16 protein-coding genes and 4 pseudogenes are annotated in these 17,841 nt (G+C 69.2%); 11 read left to right on the top strand and 9 right to left on the bottom strand.

All coding sequences use genetic code 11. From position 1 onward, the window contains the following. Positions 1-13: 13 nt before the first annotated feature. Positions 14-790 (top strand): annotated as a pseudogene (locus ACIP8Z_RS33525) (transposase). A gap of 26 nt (positions 791-816) precedes the next feature. Here the strand turns inward: ACIP8Z_RS33525 and ACIP8Z_RS33520 are convergent. Beyond that, a complete protein-coding gene (locus ACIP8Z_RS33520) occupies positions 817-1,341 on the bottom strand; it encodes an Imm21 family immunity protein (protein WP_402090137.1) in 525 nt (174 codons plus the stop codon). A 114-nt stretch (positions 1,342-1,455) separates the two neighbouring features. Then, on the bottom strand, positions 1,456-2,526 hold the full coding sequence (locus ACIP8Z_RS33515; RefSeq protein WP_402090135.1) for an Lrp/AsnC family transcriptional regulator: 1,071 nt from the start codon (positions 2,524-2,526) through the stop codon (positions 1,456-1,458). Between the two features lie 104 nt (positions 2,527-2,630). Between ACIP8Z_RS33515 and ACIP8Z_RS33510 the strand changes: the two genes are divergently transcribed. Both ACIP8Z_RS33510 and ACIP8Z_RS33505 read left to right on the top strand, forming a co-directional pair. Then, positions 2,631-3,833: a M20 family metallopeptidase gene (locus ACIP8Z_RS33510; protein WP_402090133.1), complete on the top strand. Its 1,203-nt coding sequence runs from the start codon at positions 2,631-2,633 to the stop codon at positions 3,831-3,833. Beyond that, positions 3,830-5,308: an MFS transporter gene (locus tag ACIP8Z_RS33505; RefSeq protein ID WP_402090131.1), complete on the top strand. Its 1,479-nt coding sequence runs from the start codon at positions 3,830-3,832 to the stop codon at positions 5,306-5,308. Before ACIP8Z_RS33510 ends, ACIP8Z_RS33505 begins: the two co-directional genes overlap by 4 nt. Here the strand turns inward: ACIP8Z_RS33505 and ACIP8Z_RS33500 are convergent. Continuing rightward, positions 5,298-5,415 (bottom strand): annotated as a pseudogene (locus tag ACIP8Z_RS33500) (IS5/IS1182 family transposase); the annotation flags it as partial. The gene ACIP8Z_RS33505 and the pseudogene ACIP8Z_RS33500 overlap by 11 nt on opposite strands. A 96-nt stretch (positions 5,416-5,511) precedes the next feature. On the opposite strand from ACIP8Z_RS33500, the gene ACIP8Z_RS33495 reads away from it, so the two are divergent. After that, entirely contained in the window at positions 5,512-5,844 is a 333-nt protein-coding gene (locus ACIP8Z_RS33495; protein WP_402090129.1) for a CPCC family cysteine-rich protein, read from the top strand. A 9-nt stretch (positions 5,845-5,853) separates the two neighbouring features. Here ACIP8Z_RS33495 and ACIP8Z_RS33490 read toward each other — a convergent pair. The 3 genes and pseudogenes from ACIP8Z_RS33490 to ACIP8Z_RS33480 form a co-directional block, all read right to left on the bottom strand. Next, a pseudogene (locus tag ACIP8Z_RS33490) lies at positions 5,854-7,322 on the bottom strand (NF041680 family putative transposase). Positions 7,323-7,504: 182 nt separating this feature from the next. Beyond that, positions 7,505-7,888, bottom strand: a complete 384-nt coding sequence (locus ACIP8Z_RS33485) for a hypothetical protein (protein WP_402090127.1) — start codon at positions 7,886-7,888, stop codon at positions 7,505-7,507. Between the two features lie 241 nt (positions 7,889-8,129). Next, entirely contained in the window at positions 8,130-8,741 is a 612-nt protein-coding gene (locus ACIP8Z_RS33480; RefSeq protein ID WP_402090125.1) for a hypothetical protein, read from the bottom strand. Positions 8,742-8,928: 187 nt separating this feature from the next. On the opposite strand from ACIP8Z_RS33480, the pseudogene ACIP8Z_RS33475 reads away from it, so the two are divergent. The 3 genes and pseudogenes from ACIP8Z_RS33475 to ACIP8Z_RS33465 all read left to right on the top strand — a co-directional run. Continuing rightward, positions 8,929-9,253, top strand: a pseudogene (locus tag ACIP8Z_RS33475) (transposase family protein); the annotation flags it as partial. A 394-nt stretch (positions 9,254-9,647) separates the two neighbouring features. Then, a complete protein-coding gene (locus ACIP8Z_RS33470; protein WP_402090123.1) occupies positions 9,648-9,812 on the top strand; it encodes a hypothetical protein in 165 nt (54 codons plus the stop codon). 393 nt (positions 9,813-10,205) lie between these two features. Further along, positions 10,206-11,081: an IS5 family transposase gene (locus tag ACIP8Z_RS33465; protein WP_402090121.1), complete on the top strand. Its 876-nt coding sequence runs from the start codon at positions 10,206-10,208 to the stop codon at positions 11,079-11,081. A 10-nt stretch (positions 11,082-11,091) separates the two neighbouring features. Here ACIP8Z_RS33465 and ACIP8Z_RS33460 read toward each other — a convergent pair whose 3' ends face one another. Together ACIP8Z_RS33460 and ACIP8Z_RS33455 are read right to left on the bottom strand one after the other, a co-directional pair. Next, positions 11,092-11,613, bottom strand: coding sequence for a hypothetical protein (locus ACIP8Z_RS33460; RefSeq protein ID WP_402090119.1), 522 nt, complete (start codon positions 11,611-11,613; stop codon positions 11,092-11,094). Positions 11,614-13,009: 1,396 nt separating this feature from the next. Further along, on the bottom strand, positions 13,010-13,612 hold the full coding sequence (locus ACIP8Z_RS33455) for a TetR/AcrR family transcriptional regulator (protein WP_402090117.1): 603 nt from the start codon (positions 13,610-13,612) through the stop codon (positions 13,010-13,012). 125 nt (positions 13,613-13,737) lie between these two features. On the opposite strand from ACIP8Z_RS33455, the gene ACIP8Z_RS33450 reads away from it, so the two are divergent. From ACIP8Z_RS33450 to ACIP8Z_RS33440, 3 genes are all read left to right on the top strand, one after another. Beyond that, a complete protein-coding gene (locus ACIP8Z_RS33450; protein ID WP_402090115.1) occupies positions 13,738-14,430 on the top strand; it encodes an SDR family oxidoreductase in 693 nt (230 codons plus the stop codon). Between the two features lie 60 nt (positions 14,431-14,490). Next, positions 14,491-14,829, top strand: coding sequence for a hypothetical protein (locus ACIP8Z_RS33445; protein WP_402090113.1), 339 nt, complete (start codon positions 14,491-14,493; stop codon positions 14,827-14,829). 169 nt (positions 14,830-14,998) lie between these two features. Further along, a complete protein-coding gene (locus ACIP8Z_RS33440; protein ID WP_402090375.1) occupies positions 14,999-16,003 on the top strand; it encodes an NADP-dependent oxidoreductase in 1,005 nt (334 codons plus the stop codon). Positions 16,004-16,235: 232 nt separating this feature from the next. Here ACIP8Z_RS33440 and ACIP8Z_RS33435 read toward each other — a convergent pair whose 3' ends face one another. Next, complete coding sequence (locus ACIP8Z_RS33435; protein ID WP_402090111.1) at positions 16,236-16,484, bottom strand: hypothetical protein; 249 nt, start codon at positions 16,482-16,484, stop codon at positions 16,236-16,238. A 632-nt stretch (positions 16,485-17,116) separates the two neighbouring features. Between ACIP8Z_RS33435 and ACIP8Z_RS33430 the strand changes: the two genes are divergently transcribed. Next, on the top strand, positions 17,117-17,641 hold the full coding sequence (locus ACIP8Z_RS33430) for a hypothetical protein (protein ID WP_402090109.1): 525 nt from the start codon (positions 17,117-17,119) through the stop codon (positions 17,639-17,641). Positions 17,642-17,841 lie beyond the last annotated feature (200 nt).

Here is a 17,841-nt window from a genome sequence, read left to right as displayed (position 1 = left end):
AGATGATCTTCATGTGGGGGCTGTGATCACGGCGTCGGAGCCGTCAATGGATAGCGCCGTACTCCGGGTTGAGTCCGAAGCAGTTCGGAAGCCTGATCACCGTGCTGCGACGTGGAGGACCATCCCTTGTCTGCACTGCAGGGGTCGTCCGTGGAGTCTGCCACTGGAGGACCGGGTGCTACTGGTTGCCGCCTACTGGCGGACGAACCTGACCTTGCGGCAGCTGGCCCCCTTGTTCGGAATCTCGAAGTCGGCCGCGGGCCGGATCGTGAGCCAGCTCGGACCCCTGCTCGCGCTGCGGCCACGGAGCCGCTTCCGCGGAGACACGGTGCTGATCGTGGACGGCACCCTGGTGCCGACACGGGACCACAGCATGGCGGAGAAGTCTAAGAACTACCGCTACTCGACCGACCACCAGGTCGTCATCGACGCCGACCCACGCCTTATCGTCTCCGTCGGCCGGCCCGTGCCCGGCAACCGCAACGACTGCAAGGCATGGGAGCTATCCGGGGCGAAGGCCGCCGTCGGGAACACCATGGTGATCGCCGACGGCGGCTATCGAGGTACCGGGCTCGTCATCCCGCACCGCCGCGACCCTGGACAGGGCGAACTGCCCGCCTGGAAAGAAAAACACAACAGCTCCCACCGCAAGGTCCGCGCTCGGGTCGAGCATGCCTTCGCCCGGATGAAGACCTGGAAGATCCTGCGCGACTGCCGCCTCAAGGGCGATGGCGTGCACCACGCAATGTTCGGCATCGCTCATCTGCACAACCTTGCGCGCCGCGGCTGACCACACCCGACCGAAGCGCGCCCCGTTCAGGATTCGGCGGGCAGGAGCTGGACCAGGCCGACCCAGTTCCCCTCGTCCACCTTGGTCTGCGTGGCGCGGACCCTCCAGCGGCCGGCCGGCAGTGGGACCGGCGCCTCAGCGGGCATCCCACCGTCGGGGTACTCGACACCCAGGTCGGAACCTGCTTCGGCGGAGTCCATGAGCACCGCCGGACCGTCCGAGGCCCAGGTGCCGCACTCCGCCCACACCGTGGCCGGGTCTGCGAGGACGGTGTCTGCTGCGGCTCTCAGTCCGGCCTCGGAGTCGGCGGCGCGCCACCGCAGGAACGCTCGGTGCTGGGGCAGATAGCAGCTGGTCGCCGGCTCGTCCGCCAGCACCAGTGCCTGCGCACCGTTCTCGTCGACAGGGATCACACCGGCCAGATCGTCCACCGCGCAGGCCCGGTCGTAGTCGTCCGGGGCGGTGGCGTCTCCCGCCATAAGACCACCCTCCGTGCACCCGCCCCAGGAGGCCAGTGCGGAGACGGGGACGACAATCAGAGGACCGCCCATCGACTCCACCCAGATAAGGGAGGGGCCAGCGGCATTATCTGCGATAGATGGAGAGGCGAGCATGCAGTCAGTGTGCCCTCACCCACTGACACCGCCATCACACTCACTCAGCAGTTACGGGACAGCCTTGAGGGCCAGGTGCTCGCTCCGGCTGTGCGAACGTCCAGGGGGGACGCCGCCGATGCGGTAGCCCTGTTCGTCGAGGAGATGGCCGCTGAGCTTCAGCGGCCACAGTGCCACGGCCCGGTCGGTGATCTCCAGGCCGGGAACGCGCTGGGCGAGTCGTACCTCGAAGCGCTGGACGTCGGTGAGGGACTTCACCCAGGCGATGATGAGGACGTTGTTCCGGCCGGTGACGCCGGCGCACAGCCGTACCTCCCGGGCGCCGGTGACTCCGCGCGAGACGCGTTCCAGATCCCCGGCGGCCGCGCGCCCCCATTGGATCACCGTGACCGGCCACTCCGACAGGGGGCGTGCGACCTCGCAGCGGGTGTGGAGCATGCCCGCGGCGAAGAGCCGGCCGAGCCGTCGGCGGACCGTGTCCGGGCTCGCCCCGCAGGCGTCGGCGAGAGCGCGGTAGGTGGCGCGGCCGTTCATGGAAAGGGCGGCGATGAGGGCGTGGTCCAGGTCGGTGAGCGGGAAGACGGGTGCCTCGGCGCGGTCGGTGTCGGTGAGGCGGGCGATCTGAGCGCGGTCGAGGGCGCGCAGCCGCCAGCGGCTGCCCTCTGTGTAGACGGTGCTGGCGAGGTGGGTGCGGCTGGCGGTAACGCCCGGCATCGCGCCTATGCCGCGGGTCATCCAGTGGGTGAGTGCCGCGAGGTCCGGGGCCATCACGGTGAGCAGCAGGTCGCGGTCTCCGCTGACGTGTTCGACGGCAGTGACGTGGGGCAGCTCGGCGAGGGCATGGGCCACGGCCAGCAGGCTTCCGCCGGCGCAGTCCACCTCGACGAAGGCGAGCAGCCCCTGTCCCGCCGAGGCGAGGGTCGGCGACGGTGAGCAGCTGATCCAGGCGGCGCCGGCTTCGGTGAGCCGGTGCCAGCGTCGGGACACGGTCACGGCGTCCAGGCCGAGTACTGCGCCGATCTCGTTCCACCCGGCCCGCGGGGCGATCTGCAGTGCGTGCACCAGGGCCTGGTCGACGTCGTCGAGTGCCCCTACCTGACCGCGCGCGGAATCCTGCGTCATTCGATGCTCCTTGCGTCTTTCCTGCGTTTCAGAGCCGACAGGACGGTGAGCGCTTCAGTCTTGCCCCACCGAAAGCCGGAACCGTACCAGGAGGTTGACGCCGCATGTCCGTACTGGAACGCGCCAGGGAACTCCAGCCCGATCTCGTGCGGCTCCGCCGCTCGCTCCACCGCGAGCCGGAGCTCGGTCTGCGGCTGCCGCGTACGCAGGAGAAGGTCCTCGCCGCGCTCGACGGTCTCCCGCTCGACGTCACGCTCGGCCGGGAGCTGACCTCCGTCACGGCCGTGCTGCGGGGTGGCCGTCCCGGCGGGGCGGTCCTGTTGCGGGGCGACATGGACGCACTGCCGGTGGACGAGCTCACCGGGGTGGAGTACGCCTCCGAGGTGCCGGGCCGGATGCACGGCTGCGGGCACGATCTGCACACCGCCGGACTCGTCGGCGCGGCGACGCTCCTCGCGGACCGTCGGGAGAGCCTCCAGGGCGACGTGGTGTTCATGTTCCAGCCGGGCGAGGAGGGGTACAACGGCGCGGGCGCGATGATCGACGAGGGTGTCCTGGACGCGGCGGGCAAGCCCCTCGACGCCGCCTTCGCGCTCCATGTGTCGGCCAACCGGCTGCCGGGCGGCTGGGTCGCCTCCCGGCCCGGCACCGTCATGACGGCATCCGACGTCCTGCGGGTGACGGTGCGGGGCGCGGGCGGGCACGGTTCGGCTCCGCACCACGCCAAGGACCCGGTGCCCGCGGTCTGCGAGATGGTGACCGCGCTGCAGAACTGGGTGACGCGCACCTTCGACATCTTCGACCCGGTGGTGGTGACCGTCGGACGGCTGCACGCCGGCACGCAGCACAACGTCATCCCGGACACCGCCGAGTTCGAGGCGACCGTACGCAGCTACTCGGAAGCCAACCACGAACGGCTGGCCCAGGGGCTGCCGCGTCTGGTGCGCGCGATCGCGGCCGCGCACGGCCTGGAGGCGGACGTGGAGTACGAGATGCTCTACCCGGTCACGGTCAACGAGCCGGCCGCGACGGAGTTCGCCCTTCAGACGGCGCGCGACCTGTTCGGCCCGGGCGAGGTGTGGCACGCTCCGCAGCCCGCGAGCGGTTCGGAGGACTTCTCCCTGGTGCTGAACAAGGTGCCCGGCGCGATGCTCCTGGTCGGCGCGGCGCCCGAGGGCGTGAATGTGGAGAAGGCGCCGCAGAACCATTCCCCGCGGGCCATGTTCGACGACCGGGTGCTCCACCGCCAGGCCGCGCTGCTCGCCGAGCTCGCTCAGCGGCGGCTCGCCGCCGGGGCATCGGCATGAGAGCGCCGCGTCGCGGGACGGAGGAGGTGGCGGCGCCCCGGGTCACCGCCGTCGTGGGTCTGCTGGTCGTCTTCGAGATGGTCAGTGGCTTCCTCCAGGGGTCGGGCCCGGCGCTGGTGCCCGCCGTGCAGGACTGGCAGTCCATCAGCGCGTCGCAGGCGCAGTGGTACATGGCGGTCCAGTTCCTGGCCGCCGCGGTGGGGGTGCCGGTGCTGGGGCGCCTCGGTGATCTGTACGGGCATCGTCTACTGGTCCGGATCTCGCTGGTCTGCGTCGCGGCGGGCACCGTCCTGGTGGCCCTCGCACCCAATCTGACGGTACTGCTGCTGGGTCGAGCCCTGATGGGTCCGCTGGCAGCGCTGCTGCCGCTGGAGATCGGTCTCGTACGGGACCGGCTCGACCTCGACGGCGCGCGGCGGGCCGTAGGGCTTCTCGTCGGCGCGCTCACCCTCGGATCGCTCCTCGGCCACGGCCTCGCGGGCCCCCTGCTCGTACTCACCGGTGGCGTCCAGGCGACGCTCTGCGTCCTCGCCGCGATCGCCTGCGCCTGTGTGGCCCTGTCGTACTGCGCGATCCCCGAGTCCCGGACGCGCGCGCCCGGCCGGATGGACTGGACAGGAGCACTCCTGCTCGGCCTCGCGCTGCTGCTCTTCCTCGGCACCACGGCGCGCGGCGCGAACTGGGGCTGGACTTCGCCGCTCACCCTGGGCGGCCTCGCGCTCGCCCTGGCCATGCTCGCCTGGTGGATCCGGCTCGAACGGGACCGGCCGCACGCCCTGGTCGATGTCCAGGCGGTGGCCCACCCCCGGTCCGCGCCGTTCTACGTCTCCGGTTTCGTCTTCGGCGCCGTGATGCTGGGCGGGCAGGCAGTCGGCATCTCGTACATTGCCGCGTCGCCGGCCGACGAGGGGTACGGATTCGGGCTCACGACCTGGGAGATCAGCGCGTGGGGCGCGGTGCCCCACGTCCTGGCCTTCGCCGGGGCGAGCATGGTGGCCCGAGTGGCGGCCCGCACCGGCTACCCTCGCGTCCTGCTGCTCGCCTTCGCGTTGATGGCCGCCGGCAACGTGGGGCTGATCGCCGGCCACACCACGCTGGCGCTGTTCGCCCTGGCTTCCGCAGTTTCCGGCTTCGGCATGGGCCTGGCCTTGGGCGGCCTGCCCACCCTGATCGCGGAGCGCAGCACTCCGGACCGCACGGCGAGTGCGACCGCCGTCTACAACAACCTCAAGACGCTGGGCGGCAGCCTCGCGGGCGCGGGCTCGGCCGTCGTCCTCGGCTCCCTGGTCGTCAGGGGTACGGACGTCCCGGCGCTCTCCGCCTATCTGACGATCTGGGGACTGGGCTCGCTGCTGTGCGTAGTCGCGCTCATGCTCCAAGTCCTGACCAGCCGTCAGGCGGTTGCCCCGGGTGCGGCGAAGAATCGCCGCTCAGACAGTCGTCCGCACAGCGATGCGCACACGCGAGGCGGTTGATCGTCCGCTCAACCTCGTCGCGACGTTCGTACCTGTCCCTTGTCGAAGCCGGTGGGCCGGCCGCCCTTGCTACTGCGGCGGCGGTGGCGGTTGGCCCGCTCGTTCTTCGTGCGGCTCCACGGCTGCTTCTCCTCGATGCTGGCCACCTCCCCTCAACTTGTCGTTTGACCTCTGCTGCTGTTGCGAGGGGCTGCGGTCACGCGATGTCGGCGGGTACTGGTATCTGTCATCTGGTGACCCGTGAAGACAGCGCCCCAGCTCCCCGGTGGTTCAACATCGTTCTCGGCCCTGAGAACGGTCCCTACGCATGTCCCTGCTGCGGCTGCCTGACTCTGGAGGCCCGTGGCGCTCACGAGACATGCACGGTGTGTTACTGGGAGGACGACGGCCAGGACGAGCACGATGACGACGTGGTCCGAGGAGGCCCAAACGGATCGCTCAGCCTTGTTCAGGCACAACGCAACTTCGAAGAGACAGGCGCGTGCGATCCAAGGTGGGTCAAGTACGTCCGGGCTCCGTTTCCCGAAGAGCAGTAACACGGCTGCTCAGCCTGCGGCTCGTCCGGGCTTGGTGCCGACCTTGTGGTGCGCGGGCCGGGTGTAGGACTCGCCTGTGGCGAGGACGCGTCCGACCTCGTAGCGGGCGGCGGGCCGCTGATTCTTCGATCCGAGCGGACGGCCGGGACCGGGCCGTACGAGTTTCGGTGCACCGGTCTGCGTGCCAGTCTTCGCACGCAGGTTCCTGAACCCCGACGGACCCGGGCAGGGGTGAGTCTGTTCGGTCTCGCCGGTCGTTCCCCGGGCCGGCGGAGATCCCGCGCGAGCGGCCGGGCGAGATGGAGCTGAGCATGCGCGGCCAGAACGAGCCAGGTCCCGCGGTCGGCCGCGGCGGATTCTCGAAGCTTGGGTCGAGTCCAGCCAAGGGTCTGCTTGAACAGGCGAAACGTGTGCTCGATGTCGAAGCGTCGCAGGAAGGACTGCCAGCAGCGGTCGACGTCCGCCTTGGTGGCGCCGGTGCCCCCGACCACCACAGCCATACCGGCTTGTTGACCCCGCCTCTGGGAAGCCTCTCCACGGCCAGGCAGATGACAGTGCCCTCGATGAGGGGCAGCGGTCCGCCATGGTCGAGCCAGGCGGCCGGGCGGGTCAGCCGTGGGTGCAGCCGGTCCCACGCTAGAGCGGTCGCCTTCCCGTAGAGCCGGGTGTCCGTGGCCGTTACGGCCTGCTCAATACCCCAGGTTGCAGAGTCGCCGAAGACGAACTTGCCGCCGTGCTTGGGCGGCCTGCCGCCCGTGGGGTTGGCCAGGCCGAACTCTTTGCGGGAGGGTGCAGGACGCCGCATCACCCGATCTGAACGGAGCCGGCCGAGGATCTCGACGGCAGGTCACCCAGCAGGTGGGCGATGCGCGGAGCGTCGTATCCGGCGTCCAGCACGACCAGGACCTCCGGGTCACCCGGCTTCCACTGGCCCGCAGCGACGAGTCGCTCGACGATTTCGCAGATCTGGACCGTGGTGACGCGGCGACGTCGACGCCGGGCTCCAGGCGCACCGCGTCCAGCACCGCTGTCCAGGACGTGCGGCCGGTCTCCAGTGTGGCCACCACCGAGTAGGGCCAGCCCGGCACCATCTGGTGCTTCCCCTCATCACGGCCGAACGCGTGGCAGAAGGCCCGGTCAGCACACGTGTTGGCGTCCGGCCGGAGCTGCGGCGAGACATCCACCGCCAGCACCAGCCTGCCGCCCGCCGTCCTCGGCCGCGGCACCCCGACCAGGGCCCGACGCAGCCGGGCGACATCCATCCGGCCTTGATTGAGTCCGCCGTACAGAGCCCCGTGACCACGACGATGCTCAGGCGCGAGCGCGAGATCGACCAGCGTCCTCACCGGTCCGTCCGCGCACAACAGCGCGTCGCACAACTCGAACAAGGCGTCGCCCCGCGCGGTCAGACACGCGGACAACTCCGACCGGAAGCGTGACACTTCCGCGAGCGCATCCCGCAGGGCGCCCTGATGCATGAAACCCACGACCACGCCCTTCGCGCTGATCAACTCTGTGACGGAGCACAGAATCAGACGAAGGCCACCGCCATGTCCGCTGAGCTGCAAAAGCATCGACCAAGTTCGAGCCCCGTTCGACACCAGACCATAAATGACAAGCTCAAGGGTTGTCCCGTAACTGGTTCCGTGGTCGGTGGGCTTCAGAGGAAGACCAGCGGGACGCCCTTCTCGATGCAGAGCCGCAGGATGCCCGCCAGCTGGCGGGCATCCTCGATGTGCTGCTGGAGGAGCTGGTCCCCGCCCTCCCGCGCCCACTGGTCGCTGATCGCCTCCAGCCGGACCAGAACCGACGCGCACTCGGCAGGGGAGAGGTCGTCACCGCTGTCATCCGGATGATCGAGGAGTGGCTCCAGAGCGGTGGACACCTCGCTCCACGGACGCTCGCCGCCGAAGCCCCACATCTCGGACAGGACGAACCCCTCGGCCTCGGCCAGACGCCGCCGGAACGCGGCAAAGCCGCTGTAGGACCAGGAGACATCCGGACTGCTGTTGTCCCCGTCGCCCGGGAAAAGAACCAGCCCCATGTGTCCTCCCTGCTTGCCGAGCACACAGGATCGAGGACATGGGGCAGCGTCGGCAACTAGTGCCGGATCAGGCAACGTTTGCCCCGTTGTGATGTGACGCGCCGTCCGGGTGCTGTGCCGCATGGCGTGTGACGGTCACCCCGTCGGGGTGGCAGAACGAGTACGCGTGCGCGAGATCGATGACGACGAGGGAAGGCGGCTGCTGCGGATCATCCGCACGGGCGCTCGTCGGCGGTCACTACTACCGGTCAGGCCACAGTCCGTCCGGCACCACGGTTACCTGGGTCTGAGCGGCCAGCCATGTCTTAACCTCGTGCCAGGCGGCATGTTCCTCCGCCGCGGTGCCCCACCACCAGGTGAACGGCGAGTCGTCGGACGTCAACTCCTCCCACCACCAGCTGACGCTCTCAGTCAGATGGTGGCGGGCGACCGTGCCCCTCTCCGCCTCCCAGCGGGCGAGCCACGGGGCGACTGAGGAACTCGCGGTCACACAGCTCTCGAAGACCTCGCACGCCGGGGTCGGTGGCGACTCCGTCCGCAGGGCCTGTGTCCACCATGCCTCCAGGAAACCGGCCACCGCCCCAGCCTGCTCGCGGGGCCACCGCGACCAGCCCGCCGCGGCCAGTCCACGAGCCATGAGAGCGGACTCAACCGCGCCCTCGGCGAGCACCACGACGAGCTGCGGCAGGACCCGACGGATGATCGCGGGCTGGTCGTCCCAGTGGGAAGGATCTTTCTGCGCGACCCGGCCGACAAGTTCCGTCGGGAGACGGACGTCAGGAGTCCGCAACAGCTCGACCTCGACCTCATCGAAGCACCGGCCGCACATGGTCTCGTCCGCTTGGGCCGTCATGCCGCCGAAGGTCGTCGCGACCCTCGCCACCGCAGCGGCTAGGACATCGCCATCTGGAGAAGTCACCGTGCACCCCATCAAGACTCCAGCAGGCTGCCCCAGCCGAAGAGAGCGACGCTACCAGGCGACAACCCACCCATCAGAACAGGGCGAACATTGCCTGATACGGCACTAGGATGACCTTGGTGTGGCTGGTGTGATCACGGCGTCGGAGCCGTCCTGGATAACCCCGTTCACCGGGCTGAGCCCGCGCGCCTTGCCAACCTGGTGACGGTTCTGCGACGCGAGGGTGCGGACGCGGTCCGCAAGGGCCGGCCATGGAGCCTGCCGCTGGAGTACCGGGCACCGATGGTCGCGACGTACTGGCGCACGAACCTGACGATGCGGCAGCTCGCTCCGCTGTTCGGGGTCCAAGTCGGCGGCGGACCGGATCATCGACCATCTCCGGGCCGATGCTCGCTCTCCAGCCCCGCAAGCGGTTCGCCAAGGACACCGTGCTCATCGTGGACGGCCCACAGGACGAAGCGGAGCTGCTCGCGCGTGAAACGCCAGGGACCGCCGTCCTCTGCCTTCAGGAACTCAGCCGCCTAGCCGGCGATCTGCCAGCCAAGCGTGCACTCGGGAAGCCTCCAAGAACCGTCGGGTTCCCTCAGACACGTCGGGCCGAGGGAGGTCGGTTCGAGGGCATCAATCTCCCCCGCGGGGAGCGGCGATGCAGCCATGACTCACCTCCGAGGACCGAAGGACAGGACCCACAGGTCCGGATAGACTCAAGTCGCCCAAGAATTCGTGTAGTTCGTGAAGAGAGGTCGGCGCTGATAAGGCGATCTGGGGCCGGTGACCGTGGGTTGGGGCCGCGGGCGGCTGCCTCGGTGCCTTCGCCGAACCCTCTCTGAAAGGAGCCACATGGAGCTGGCGGGCTGGGTGACTGTGGGAACTGCTGCGGTTGTAGGGGGCTTCACCGTTGTAGGGCACCTCTTCGACCAGGTTCCTGCACTCGCCCAAAAAATGATCACAGCGATCCAGTCTGTTCGAGCGGTGCTCGAAGAAGTGAAGGCCGGTCGCGATTGATCATCAGAGTCCCGCTGGGGAGAGCCCCAACTTTCCAGCGGGGCTCTGCACTGGAGACCCAGCTCCTTCTTGTAGGCGGCGATGGCGAGCACTGCCGCCTACTGCTCCTCGGGCTGAGGCTCGTGCAGTTCGATGCGTACACGACGCCGGTCGCTCTCGGCAACGAGGAGTCGCTCGAAGGTCGAGTAGATGGTCTGGGGCATCTGGCCCGACCGCTTCCCCGACTTCTTGTAGTAGGAGAGGTCTTCGCACAGCGAGTAGGCAAGGGCCCAGTCGGATTGCTGGAAAAAATCGGCCTGGCCGGACTTCTTGAGGGAGCCCCACAGGCGCTTCGCGATCGGGTGCCAGGCCGTGTATCAAAAGTGGATCTTGGTCTGTGAATGATCACGGTTCATGGGTCGGGGAGATCTCACGGACGAGCAGTGGGCGGTGCTGGAGCCGTTGTTGCCGAAGGGCACGAAGGCGGGGCGGCCGCCTGTCTGGCCCCGGCGGCAGTTGATCGACGGCATACGGTTTCGGATCCGGACCGGTGTTCCGTGGCGGGATGTGCCCGTCGAGTACGGGCCGTGGGGTCGGGCCTACGACTTGTTCCGTCGGTGGCAGCGGACCGGAACTTGGCACCGGATTGTGACCCGGCTGCAATCCTTGGCCGACGCGAAGGGTGCGATCACGTGGGACCTGAGTGTCGACTCCACGGTCTGTCGTGCTCATCAGCACGCGGCTGGGACCCGCAAGCAAGGGGACCTGCAGAAAGAGCCGCCGGGCGGTGTGTTCACCGAACCCGATGATCACGGACTGGGCCGCTCACGCGGCGGGTTCACCACTAAGTTGCACTTGGCCGTCGAGCAAGCCCAGAGGCCCATGACGATCGTGATCTCGGCCGGGCAGCACGGGGACTCGCCGCAGTTCGAACCCGTGCTCAACAAGGTCCGAGTGCCCCGCATCGGGCCGGGTCGGCCACGCGTCCGGACCGATCGCGTGCGGGCGGACAAGGCGTACGCCTCTCGCAAGAACCGTGCCTACCTGCGCCGCCGCGGGATCCGCTGCACCATCCCGGACAAGGCCGACCAGGCCCACAACCGTCAGAAGCTCGGCTCCCGCGGCGGCCGGCCTCCGCGCTTCGACCCGGTCGACTACCGCGAACGTCACGCGGTCGAGTGCGGGATCAACCGCCTCAAGAGGAACCGCGCCGTCGCCACGCGATACGACGAACTCGCGGTCCGCTACGAGGCGACTGTCCTCGTCGCGGCCATCAACGAGTGGCTGTGACCCTTGGCCATCACACGGTGGGATCCACGTTCCACGTCTCCGGCAGATCGCTGCCGCAGAAGATGCAGACGAAGTCGTCCTCGCGCACGATGTTGTGCTCCTGGCAGTCGGGGCACCGCCGGAACACCACCTCGTGGGTGAAGCCGGAGGGCCGCCCAAGTTCTACATCGTCCAGAGCGTGAGCGACTGCCGGCCAGGAGGTGACGTCCGGGCAGTATCCGGTGGACTGGTTGCTGACCTCACCCACGGTCCACCGCTCCGCCTCACGCATGAAGCTGATCTCGCCGGCACTCAGAACCATGTCCGCGCCAGCGCAGGCCACGTGCTCGCTTCGCCGCGGCGCCAGCCGAAGCACACCATCCGTGCCGACCACGAAGGTGAACGGTTCGGTCAGCTCCGCTGCTGATCGCTCAGCGATCCAACCGTCGAAGTCAGCCGCCGAGCTTATCGGGCACCCGCCGCTGCCAGGCCGGACCGCAGCCTTCAGCTCAACCGGTCCGACGTATCGGTAACTCCGCCCCTGCGCACTCATATCAGCCAACCTAAAGCACTTCCGACACACGCCCTAGGAGCGGTCGCCGTTCGGCACCTTCGTGGGCCGTGCAACGCCGTGCGTCACGGGCTGGGCATCGGCATCCTCACCCCTTCCTCGCCGCCCGTTCTCGACGGGTCGGCCTGCGTGGTTACGCCGCCGCACGACGGCCCAGGCTGTGGCTCAGCGGTTGCGGAGCGTGCTGGAGTGCGCCGAGGGCCACTCGATCATGGAGGTGTCCCGTCGGCTGCGGATCGCTCCGGACACGGTTCGCGTTCAGCACCCACACCGCGTCAGGCATCGCCGGAGGCATGAACCCGGTTAGGCCGTTGCCGCACAGCTCCAGCAGCCAGTCGGTGGCCCCAGGCGGCACGAGCGGCCACAGGCTAGACATCGGGTTCGATTCCTCGGACATCCGCTCATGGTCCCAAATGCGCATCCGCCCGTCTGCGAGGGGCCGACATAACGAGACCTACCTCAAGAACCGACTGCTGACCGCCGACAAACGATCTACACCCCGGGCAACCGCCCACGACCAGCACGAGCACCCGAAGAACCGGCCACACCAGCCCTTTGACCTGCGATTTCAAGTTGGCGGCAACTCAGTGGGGTCCACTCAGTGGGCTCCACCGAGTGGAGCCCGCTCCAGTGCGCCGGACGACGGTGGACTCCACCGTGGTGCGCACCGCGATGGGGCGCCACCCCGTCCTGCACCGCACCACTCCGACGATGCACGGCACTCTCACGCGCGCCGGTGCACCGCACCCGATGCTCCGCACCCCACCGGTGCGCCAGCCGCTGGCCGACTTTTGCCCGGGTGCGGCCGGACCCGCGCGACCCTTGTCCGGCTCCGCTGCACCCCCTTGTCCAGCTTGCTACCGCGACGTTTCCCCTTGACAGCGCCGGTTCGGCTTGCGATCAGGTTGCGGTCACGGGGGGATAGAGGGGCCCGCCTGGCTGTGGCGCGCGCCCGGTGCGGTGCGGCGATGCCGGTGGACCGCACCACCGTGGCGCGGCGCGGTGGTGCGGTCCACCGGCATCGCCGCACCGCACCACCGCTGGCCCGCAGGTGCGGCTACGCGGTGGTGCGGTGCGCCGGGTGCGCCTCCATCGCCTGCTTCCTTCCCGCGGCCTCATGCTGGCGCAGGACGTCGGCGACGTCGCCGTGCTCCTCGGTGAGGATGTTCTCGGTGAAGCGGACGATGGGCTGGGCGATGCCCGGCGGGATAGTGGGCCTGAGCGCGATAGGTGCCGCATGTGCACGAAAACTGCCGTAGGGAGCACGGAACTACGCCAGACCGATCAGGCCGCGAGCACGGAAACCTCGGACCCCACGTCACCTCGCGGGTGCGACCGGTGCACACACGCCGCGCGGCGCCCGATGCCGGGCCCCCGGTCAGCCGGCTTCCGTCAGGGCCGCGTGCGCGGCGGCGAGGATCTCCTCGGAGAGCGGGGAGCCCTGGGTGCCCCGGGACAGGACCAGAGCACCGACCAGGGTGCACAGCCGGGCGAGGCCGCCCTCGGCGGCCCCGACGCGCTCGCCGCCCTCGCCGCCCCCGACGGCCTCGGCGGGGCCGAGGAACGCGGCGAAGTCGGCCACGCCCTCCGCGTAGGCACGGCGCGCCTCGCGGCCTTCGGGTCCGCGCGCGACATCGATGGCGAGAGCCGCGACCGGGCAGCCGTCCGCCGCGTTGTCACGGTGTTCGACGGAGAGGTAGGCGTCGATCAGGGCCCGCTGAGCGGCATCCCGCTGCCCGTCGTGCCGCTCGAGCCCGGCCGCATTGCGCCGTGCGATCTCATCGAAGACGTGGGCGGTGACCTCATCGACGAGGGCTTCCTTGGAGGCGAACTGCTTGTAGAAGGCGCCGTGGGTGAGGCCGGCCGCCTTCATGAGATCGGCGACGCTGACGTGGGTGCCCTGCTCCCGGAACAGCCGCGACGCGGTGTCCACCACCCGCCTGCGATTTTCCTCCGCCTGCGCCTGCGATACGCGGCCCATGGCCACCTCCTGCACGAACCAGTTTGGATGTCGATTGGCATCTATTCTAGTCACGTGCTTAGATTGTGGTTGCAATCTAAGTGACGCGGGTGCTCCGACGGCGCCTGCGAAGGACAGGAGCGAGCATGGAACTCAAGAACGCGGTCGCGGTGGTCACCGGCGCCAACCGGGGCCTCGGGCGGCACCTGGCCGCCCAGCTCGTGGAGCATGGCGCCAAGGTCTACGCGGCGGCCCGCCGTCCCGAGACGGTCGACCTGCCGGGCGCCCTCCCGCTGCGCCTCGACGTGACGGACCAGGACTCGATACGGGAGGCCGCCCGCATCGCGTCGGACGCGACGCTTCTGATCAACAACGCGGGCGTCTCCACCGGCGCGACGCTGGTCGGCGGCGACCTGGACGAGGTACGTCGCGAGATGGAGACCAACTTCTTCGGCCCGCTCGTCGCCACACGGGCCTTCGCTCCCGTCATCGAGGGCAACGGCGGCGGCGCCGTACTCAACGTCCTGTCCGCCCTGTCCTGGTTCCACCCGGCAGGCCTCGGCTCCTACGCGGCTTCCAAGGCCGCCGCCTGGGCGCTGAGCGACGCGAGCCGCGAGGAACTGGCGCCCCGCGGGATCACCGTCTCGGCGCTGCACGTCGGCTACATGGACACCGACATGGCCGCCGGCGTGCCCGCCGAACAGAAGGTCGCCGCCGCCGACGTCGCGGCCCAGGCCCTTTACGGCATCGAGACCGGCCTGCCCGAGATCCTCGCCGACGAGACCAGCAGGTACGTCAAGCAGAGCCTGTCCGCGGCGCCCCAGACGAACGCGGGCTGACGCTCACCCCCTCCACCACGGCACGACGGCCTTCCAGGCCCCCTTGCGCAAGGACTTCTCTTGCGTTGCACGGCCTTCGGCCGCAAGACCGGACTGCGAGTCTCCGAGTACGCGCTCGGCACCGTGAACTTCGGCACCGGCTGGGGCGCCGGCGCCGAGCCCGATGAGGCCCGCCGGATCTTCGACCGGTTCGCCGAGGCCGGCGGCACCTCCCTCGACAGCGCCGACAGTTACCTCGCAGCCCTCGACGCCCAGCTCACCGACGAGCAGTACGCGCGCCTCGACGACGTCAGCGCCATGCCGCTCGGCGCACCGCACGAGGGCGTCGCGGGCTCACTGGGCCGCCTCCAGGGCGGCGACGCGGGCAGCGTCACCGCCCCGGTCGTGCCGGTGGCCTGAGCCCGGAGGCACGACCGCCGCAGGGCTCTCCGCGCAGGCACTGGCCACTGCCGCGCCGACGCGGAGCGCGCGGACCAGAAGACACCACAAAACGTCTCATAACGAGACAAACCTCACAAACAGAACACCCCTCCCGCTTGGACGGGAGACCATGCGAACGGAGATGACGATGAAGGCCTTCGTGGTCGAGAAATACGGTGACGCGTCCAACATGCGTGCCGCCGAGGTACTCGCCCCCCAGGTGGGCGCCGACGACGTCCTGGTCAGGATCGACGCGGCGAGCGTCAACCCGCTGGACATGAAGATCCGCGACGGTGACCTCAAGCAGATCCTGCCCTACCGTCTCCCGCTCGTCCTGGGCAACGACCTCGCCGGGACCGTCGTCCGCGTCGGATCGTCCGTCACCCGCTTCGCGGTGGGCGACGAGGTCTGGGCGCGGCCCGACAAGGACCGCATCGGCACCTTCACCGAACTCCTCGCCGTCCACCAGGACGACCTGGCGGCCAAGCCCGCCACGCTCACCATGACCGAGGCCGCCTCCCTCCCCCTGGTCGCGCTGACCGCCTGGCAGGCCCTGGTCGAGCGGGCGAACGTCCAGCCGGGCCAGAAGGTCCTCATCCACGCGGGCGCCGGCGGCCTGGGATCCATCACCATCCAACTGGCCAAGGCGCTGGGCGCGCACGTGGCCGCCACCGCGAGCACCGCCAAGATCGACCTCGTCAAGGACCTCGGCGCGGACGAGGTCATCGACTACCGCACCCAGGACTTCTCCGAACTCCTCACCGGCTACGACCTCGTCCTGGACTCCCTCGGCGGCGAGAACCTCGCCAAGTCCCTGCGCATCCTCAAGCCCGGCGGCCTGGCCATCTCCGTCGCGGGCCCGCCCGACCCGGCCACCGCTCGCGAACTCGGCTCGAACCTGGTGCTCCGCCTGGGCATCGCCGCGCTCAGCGCCAAGATCCGGCGCCAGGCCAAGCGTCTCGGTGTCACGTACTCCTTCCTGTTCATGAAGGCCAGTGGCGACCAGCTGCGCGAACTCACCCCCCTCGTCGACGCCGGGAAGATCCGCCCCGTCGTCGACCGGGTCTTCCCCTTCGACGAGACGCTTCAGGCCATGGAGTACGTCGAGAAAGGCCGCGCGAAGGCTGGCAAGGTCGTCGTCTCCATGACGTGAACCCAGGGCAACGGCCCTGCCGGACGCCGAGAACGCCGCCCGCCACAACGAGAAGAACCCGCCCCACGCTGCTTTCTCCCACACCAGGAATCGATCACGAACGCACCGTCCACCCCACGCCCACCCCGTCGTCGAACAAGAACGCGCCGACCCGTGCCGTGTCCGTGCACGGCGTGGGCGTCGCCTGCCGGCAGCACGGTCCGGACGACAACTTGCCTGCGAAGAGTGCGGATCACGTCAGCAGCGATGCCAATTCGGCGACAGATGTCACGCTCAGAGCCGGGGGTGAAATCGGGGGGATGCCGATGCGTGCGGCGACGTCCAGGAGCAGCCGACGCATCTCCGTGCCGCCCGTGTCCTCGATGACCGCGCAGGCGGTGTCGACGTCCCCGGCCTGCAACGCCCGGATGTGGGCGAAGGCGTCGGCGACGTCCTCCGGCTCCATCGGGGCGAGCGGCGCGGTGACGGTGTTCTCCGGCATGACAGCTCCTCACATACGGGCCGCCCCGCTGATCACGGCGACCTCGAAGCCACCCTCGAACCGCGACTCTGTGGACAGAGTCCGGCCGCGGACGGGGGAGAACTCTTCCCCCTCTCGGATCGAATCGGACTAATCGGCGCTGAAAGGGTCAAACCCGGCTGCCTTGGCCAGCAGGGTCGATCCGACCACGACCACGACCCCGACCCCATGTCCACCTCCGCTGCCGCCCCGACCATCGCCGCGTTTCTCCTTGACCACGTCCGCTACCGGCCACGGTCAGATCGCGGACAAGGGGGTCGTCTGCACGCTGCTCCTTCGCAACGGCCGCCCCGGCCGGGCAGGGAAGGATGCGAGACGATGACGAGCACTCACCCGAGGGCTGGGCAGCGGCACCGCTCGGGCCGATCACACCGGAAGGCCGGCCCGTGGTGGGCAAGCCTCCCGTCGGGGAGGGCCGGCCTGATGAGGATCTGTGAAATCGGCTCTGACCGCAGTTCCGTGAACCTGTCCATGACGTCGGTGATGGCAGCGACGGGGTCCCACTTCTGGACCGCGCTCCTCGCCCTTCGGGCGGAGGCAGATCGTCCGTGGAGTTGATCCGGGCTCATGGGTCGCCCAGACACAGTGGAGGCATGACAACCCATACGGCGCACCTCAACACGACAGCGACAGAACGGCCCGTTCCCTGGTGGGCTGCTGCCGCAGCCCATGCGATGCCTTTGGTCGCGCTGCCTGTGTGCCTGTGGCGTCTTCCCATCGCCTTCGGCTACGGCATGGGCGGGGAAGTTCTGCCCCCGTCACCGTGGAACATTCCCTACGTCGTCGGACTCAGCGTTCTGTCCGAGCTATTCGCCCTGCTCAGCCTCGGCCTGGTCCGCCGGTGGGGGGAGGTCGTGCCCACCTGGGTCCCCAAGTTGGGCGGCAGACGCATCCCGCCCTTCGTGGTCATCCTCCCCGCGACGATAGGCGGCCTCTTCTTCTCCGCCCTGATGGTCCACTGGGTGTTCGGGGCCTTCCGCCTGGGCGGTGCTGAGGGCTTCCCGTACGCCGAGGGGTGGGACGTGCTGGCGATGACGGTCAGTGGTCTGTTCACCTTGTGGGGCCCTCTGCTGCTGGCCCTGACGTTCGCGTACAACCGTCGCCGGCGCTCACACTGAGGTGCTGGCAACGCCATTCACGGAATCGCGGTCGGAGCCAGATTCAGCGAGCGCCATCAGGCCGGGGCTGCTTGAGCCGAACAGATCAAGGGCCCCGGCTTCGCGCCTTCTCTCAGTACGCAGGTGGTTCATGCCCGTCGGCCCACCGGGAAGCCTGGGCAAGCCGCCTCGAACGGCGGCTTGCCCAGCCGGCCGGACCG

Origin of the sequence: Streptomyces sp. NPDC088553 (assembly GCF_044752965.1) — a bacterium.
Classification (GTDB): domain Bacteria; phylum Actinomycetota; class Actinomycetes; order Streptomycetales; family Streptomycetaceae; genus Streptomyces.
This window is presented reverse-complemented; position numbering and strand designations above follow the sequence as displayed.

Bases quoted from the DNA above. Each gene is read 5' to 3' on its own strand.
- ACIP8Z_RS33515 (WP_402090135.1), bottom strand. From the start codon at position 2,526: ATGACGCAGGATTCCGCGCGCGGTCAGGTAGGGGCACTCGACGACGTC.
- ACIP8Z_RS33470 (WP_402090123.1), top strand. From the start codon at position 9,648: ATGGAGCTGGCGGGCTGGGTGACTGTGGGAACTGCTGCGGTTGTAGGG.
- ACIP8Z_RS33465 (WP_402090121.1), top strand. From the start codon at position 10,206: ATGGGTCGGGGAGATCTCACGGACGAGCAGTGGGCGGTGCTGGAGCCG.
- ACIP8Z_RS33505 (WP_402090131.1), top strand. From the start codon at position 3,830: ATGAGAGCGCCGCGTCGCGGGACGGAGGAGGTGGCGGCGCCCCGGGTC.
- ACIP8Z_RS33510 (WP_402090133.1), top strand. From the start codon at position 2,631: ATGTCCGTACTGGAACGCGCCAGGGAACTCCAGCCCGATCTCGTGCGG.
- ACIP8Z_RS33495 (WP_402090129.1), top strand. From the start codon at position 5,512: ATGTCGGCGGGTACTGGTATCTGTCATCTGGTGACCCGTGAAGACAGC.
- ACIP8Z_RS33520 (WP_402090137.1), bottom strand. From the start codon at position 1,341: ATGGGCGGTCCTCTGATTGTCGTCCCCGTCTCCGCACTGGCCTCCTGG.
- ACIP8Z_RS33435 (WP_402090111.1), bottom strand. From the start codon at position 16,484: ATGCCGGAGAACACCGTCACCGCGCCGCTCGCCCCGATGGAGCCGGAG.
- ACIP8Z_RS33455 (WP_402090117.1), bottom strand. From the start codon at position 13,612: ATGGGCCGCGTATCGCAGGCGCAGGCGGAGGAAAATCGCAGGCGGGTG.
- ACIP8Z_RS33460 (WP_402090119.1), bottom strand. From the start codon at position 11,613: ATGAGTGCGCAGGGGCGGAGTTACCGATACGTCGGACCGGTTGAGCTG.
- ACIP8Z_RS33450 (WP_402090115.1), top strand. From the start codon at position 13,738: ATGGAACTCAAGAACGCGGTCGCGGTGGTCACCGGCGCCAACCGGGGC.
- ACIP8Z_RS33485 (WP_402090127.1), bottom strand. From the start codon at position 7,888: ATGGGGCTGGTTCTTTTCCCGGGCGACGGGGACAACAGCAGTCCGGAT.
- ACIP8Z_RS33480 (WP_402090125.1), bottom strand. From the start codon at position 8,741: ATGACGGCCCAAGCGGACGAGACCATGTGCGGCCGGTGCTTCGATGAG.
- ACIP8Z_RS33430 (WP_402090109.1), top strand. From the start codon at position 17,117: ATGACAACCCATACGGCGCACCTCAACACGACAGCGACAGAACGGCCC.
- ACIP8Z_RS33440 (WP_402090375.1), top strand. From the start codon at position 14,999: ATGAAGGCCTTCGTGGTCGAGAAATACGGTGACGCGTCCAACATGCGT.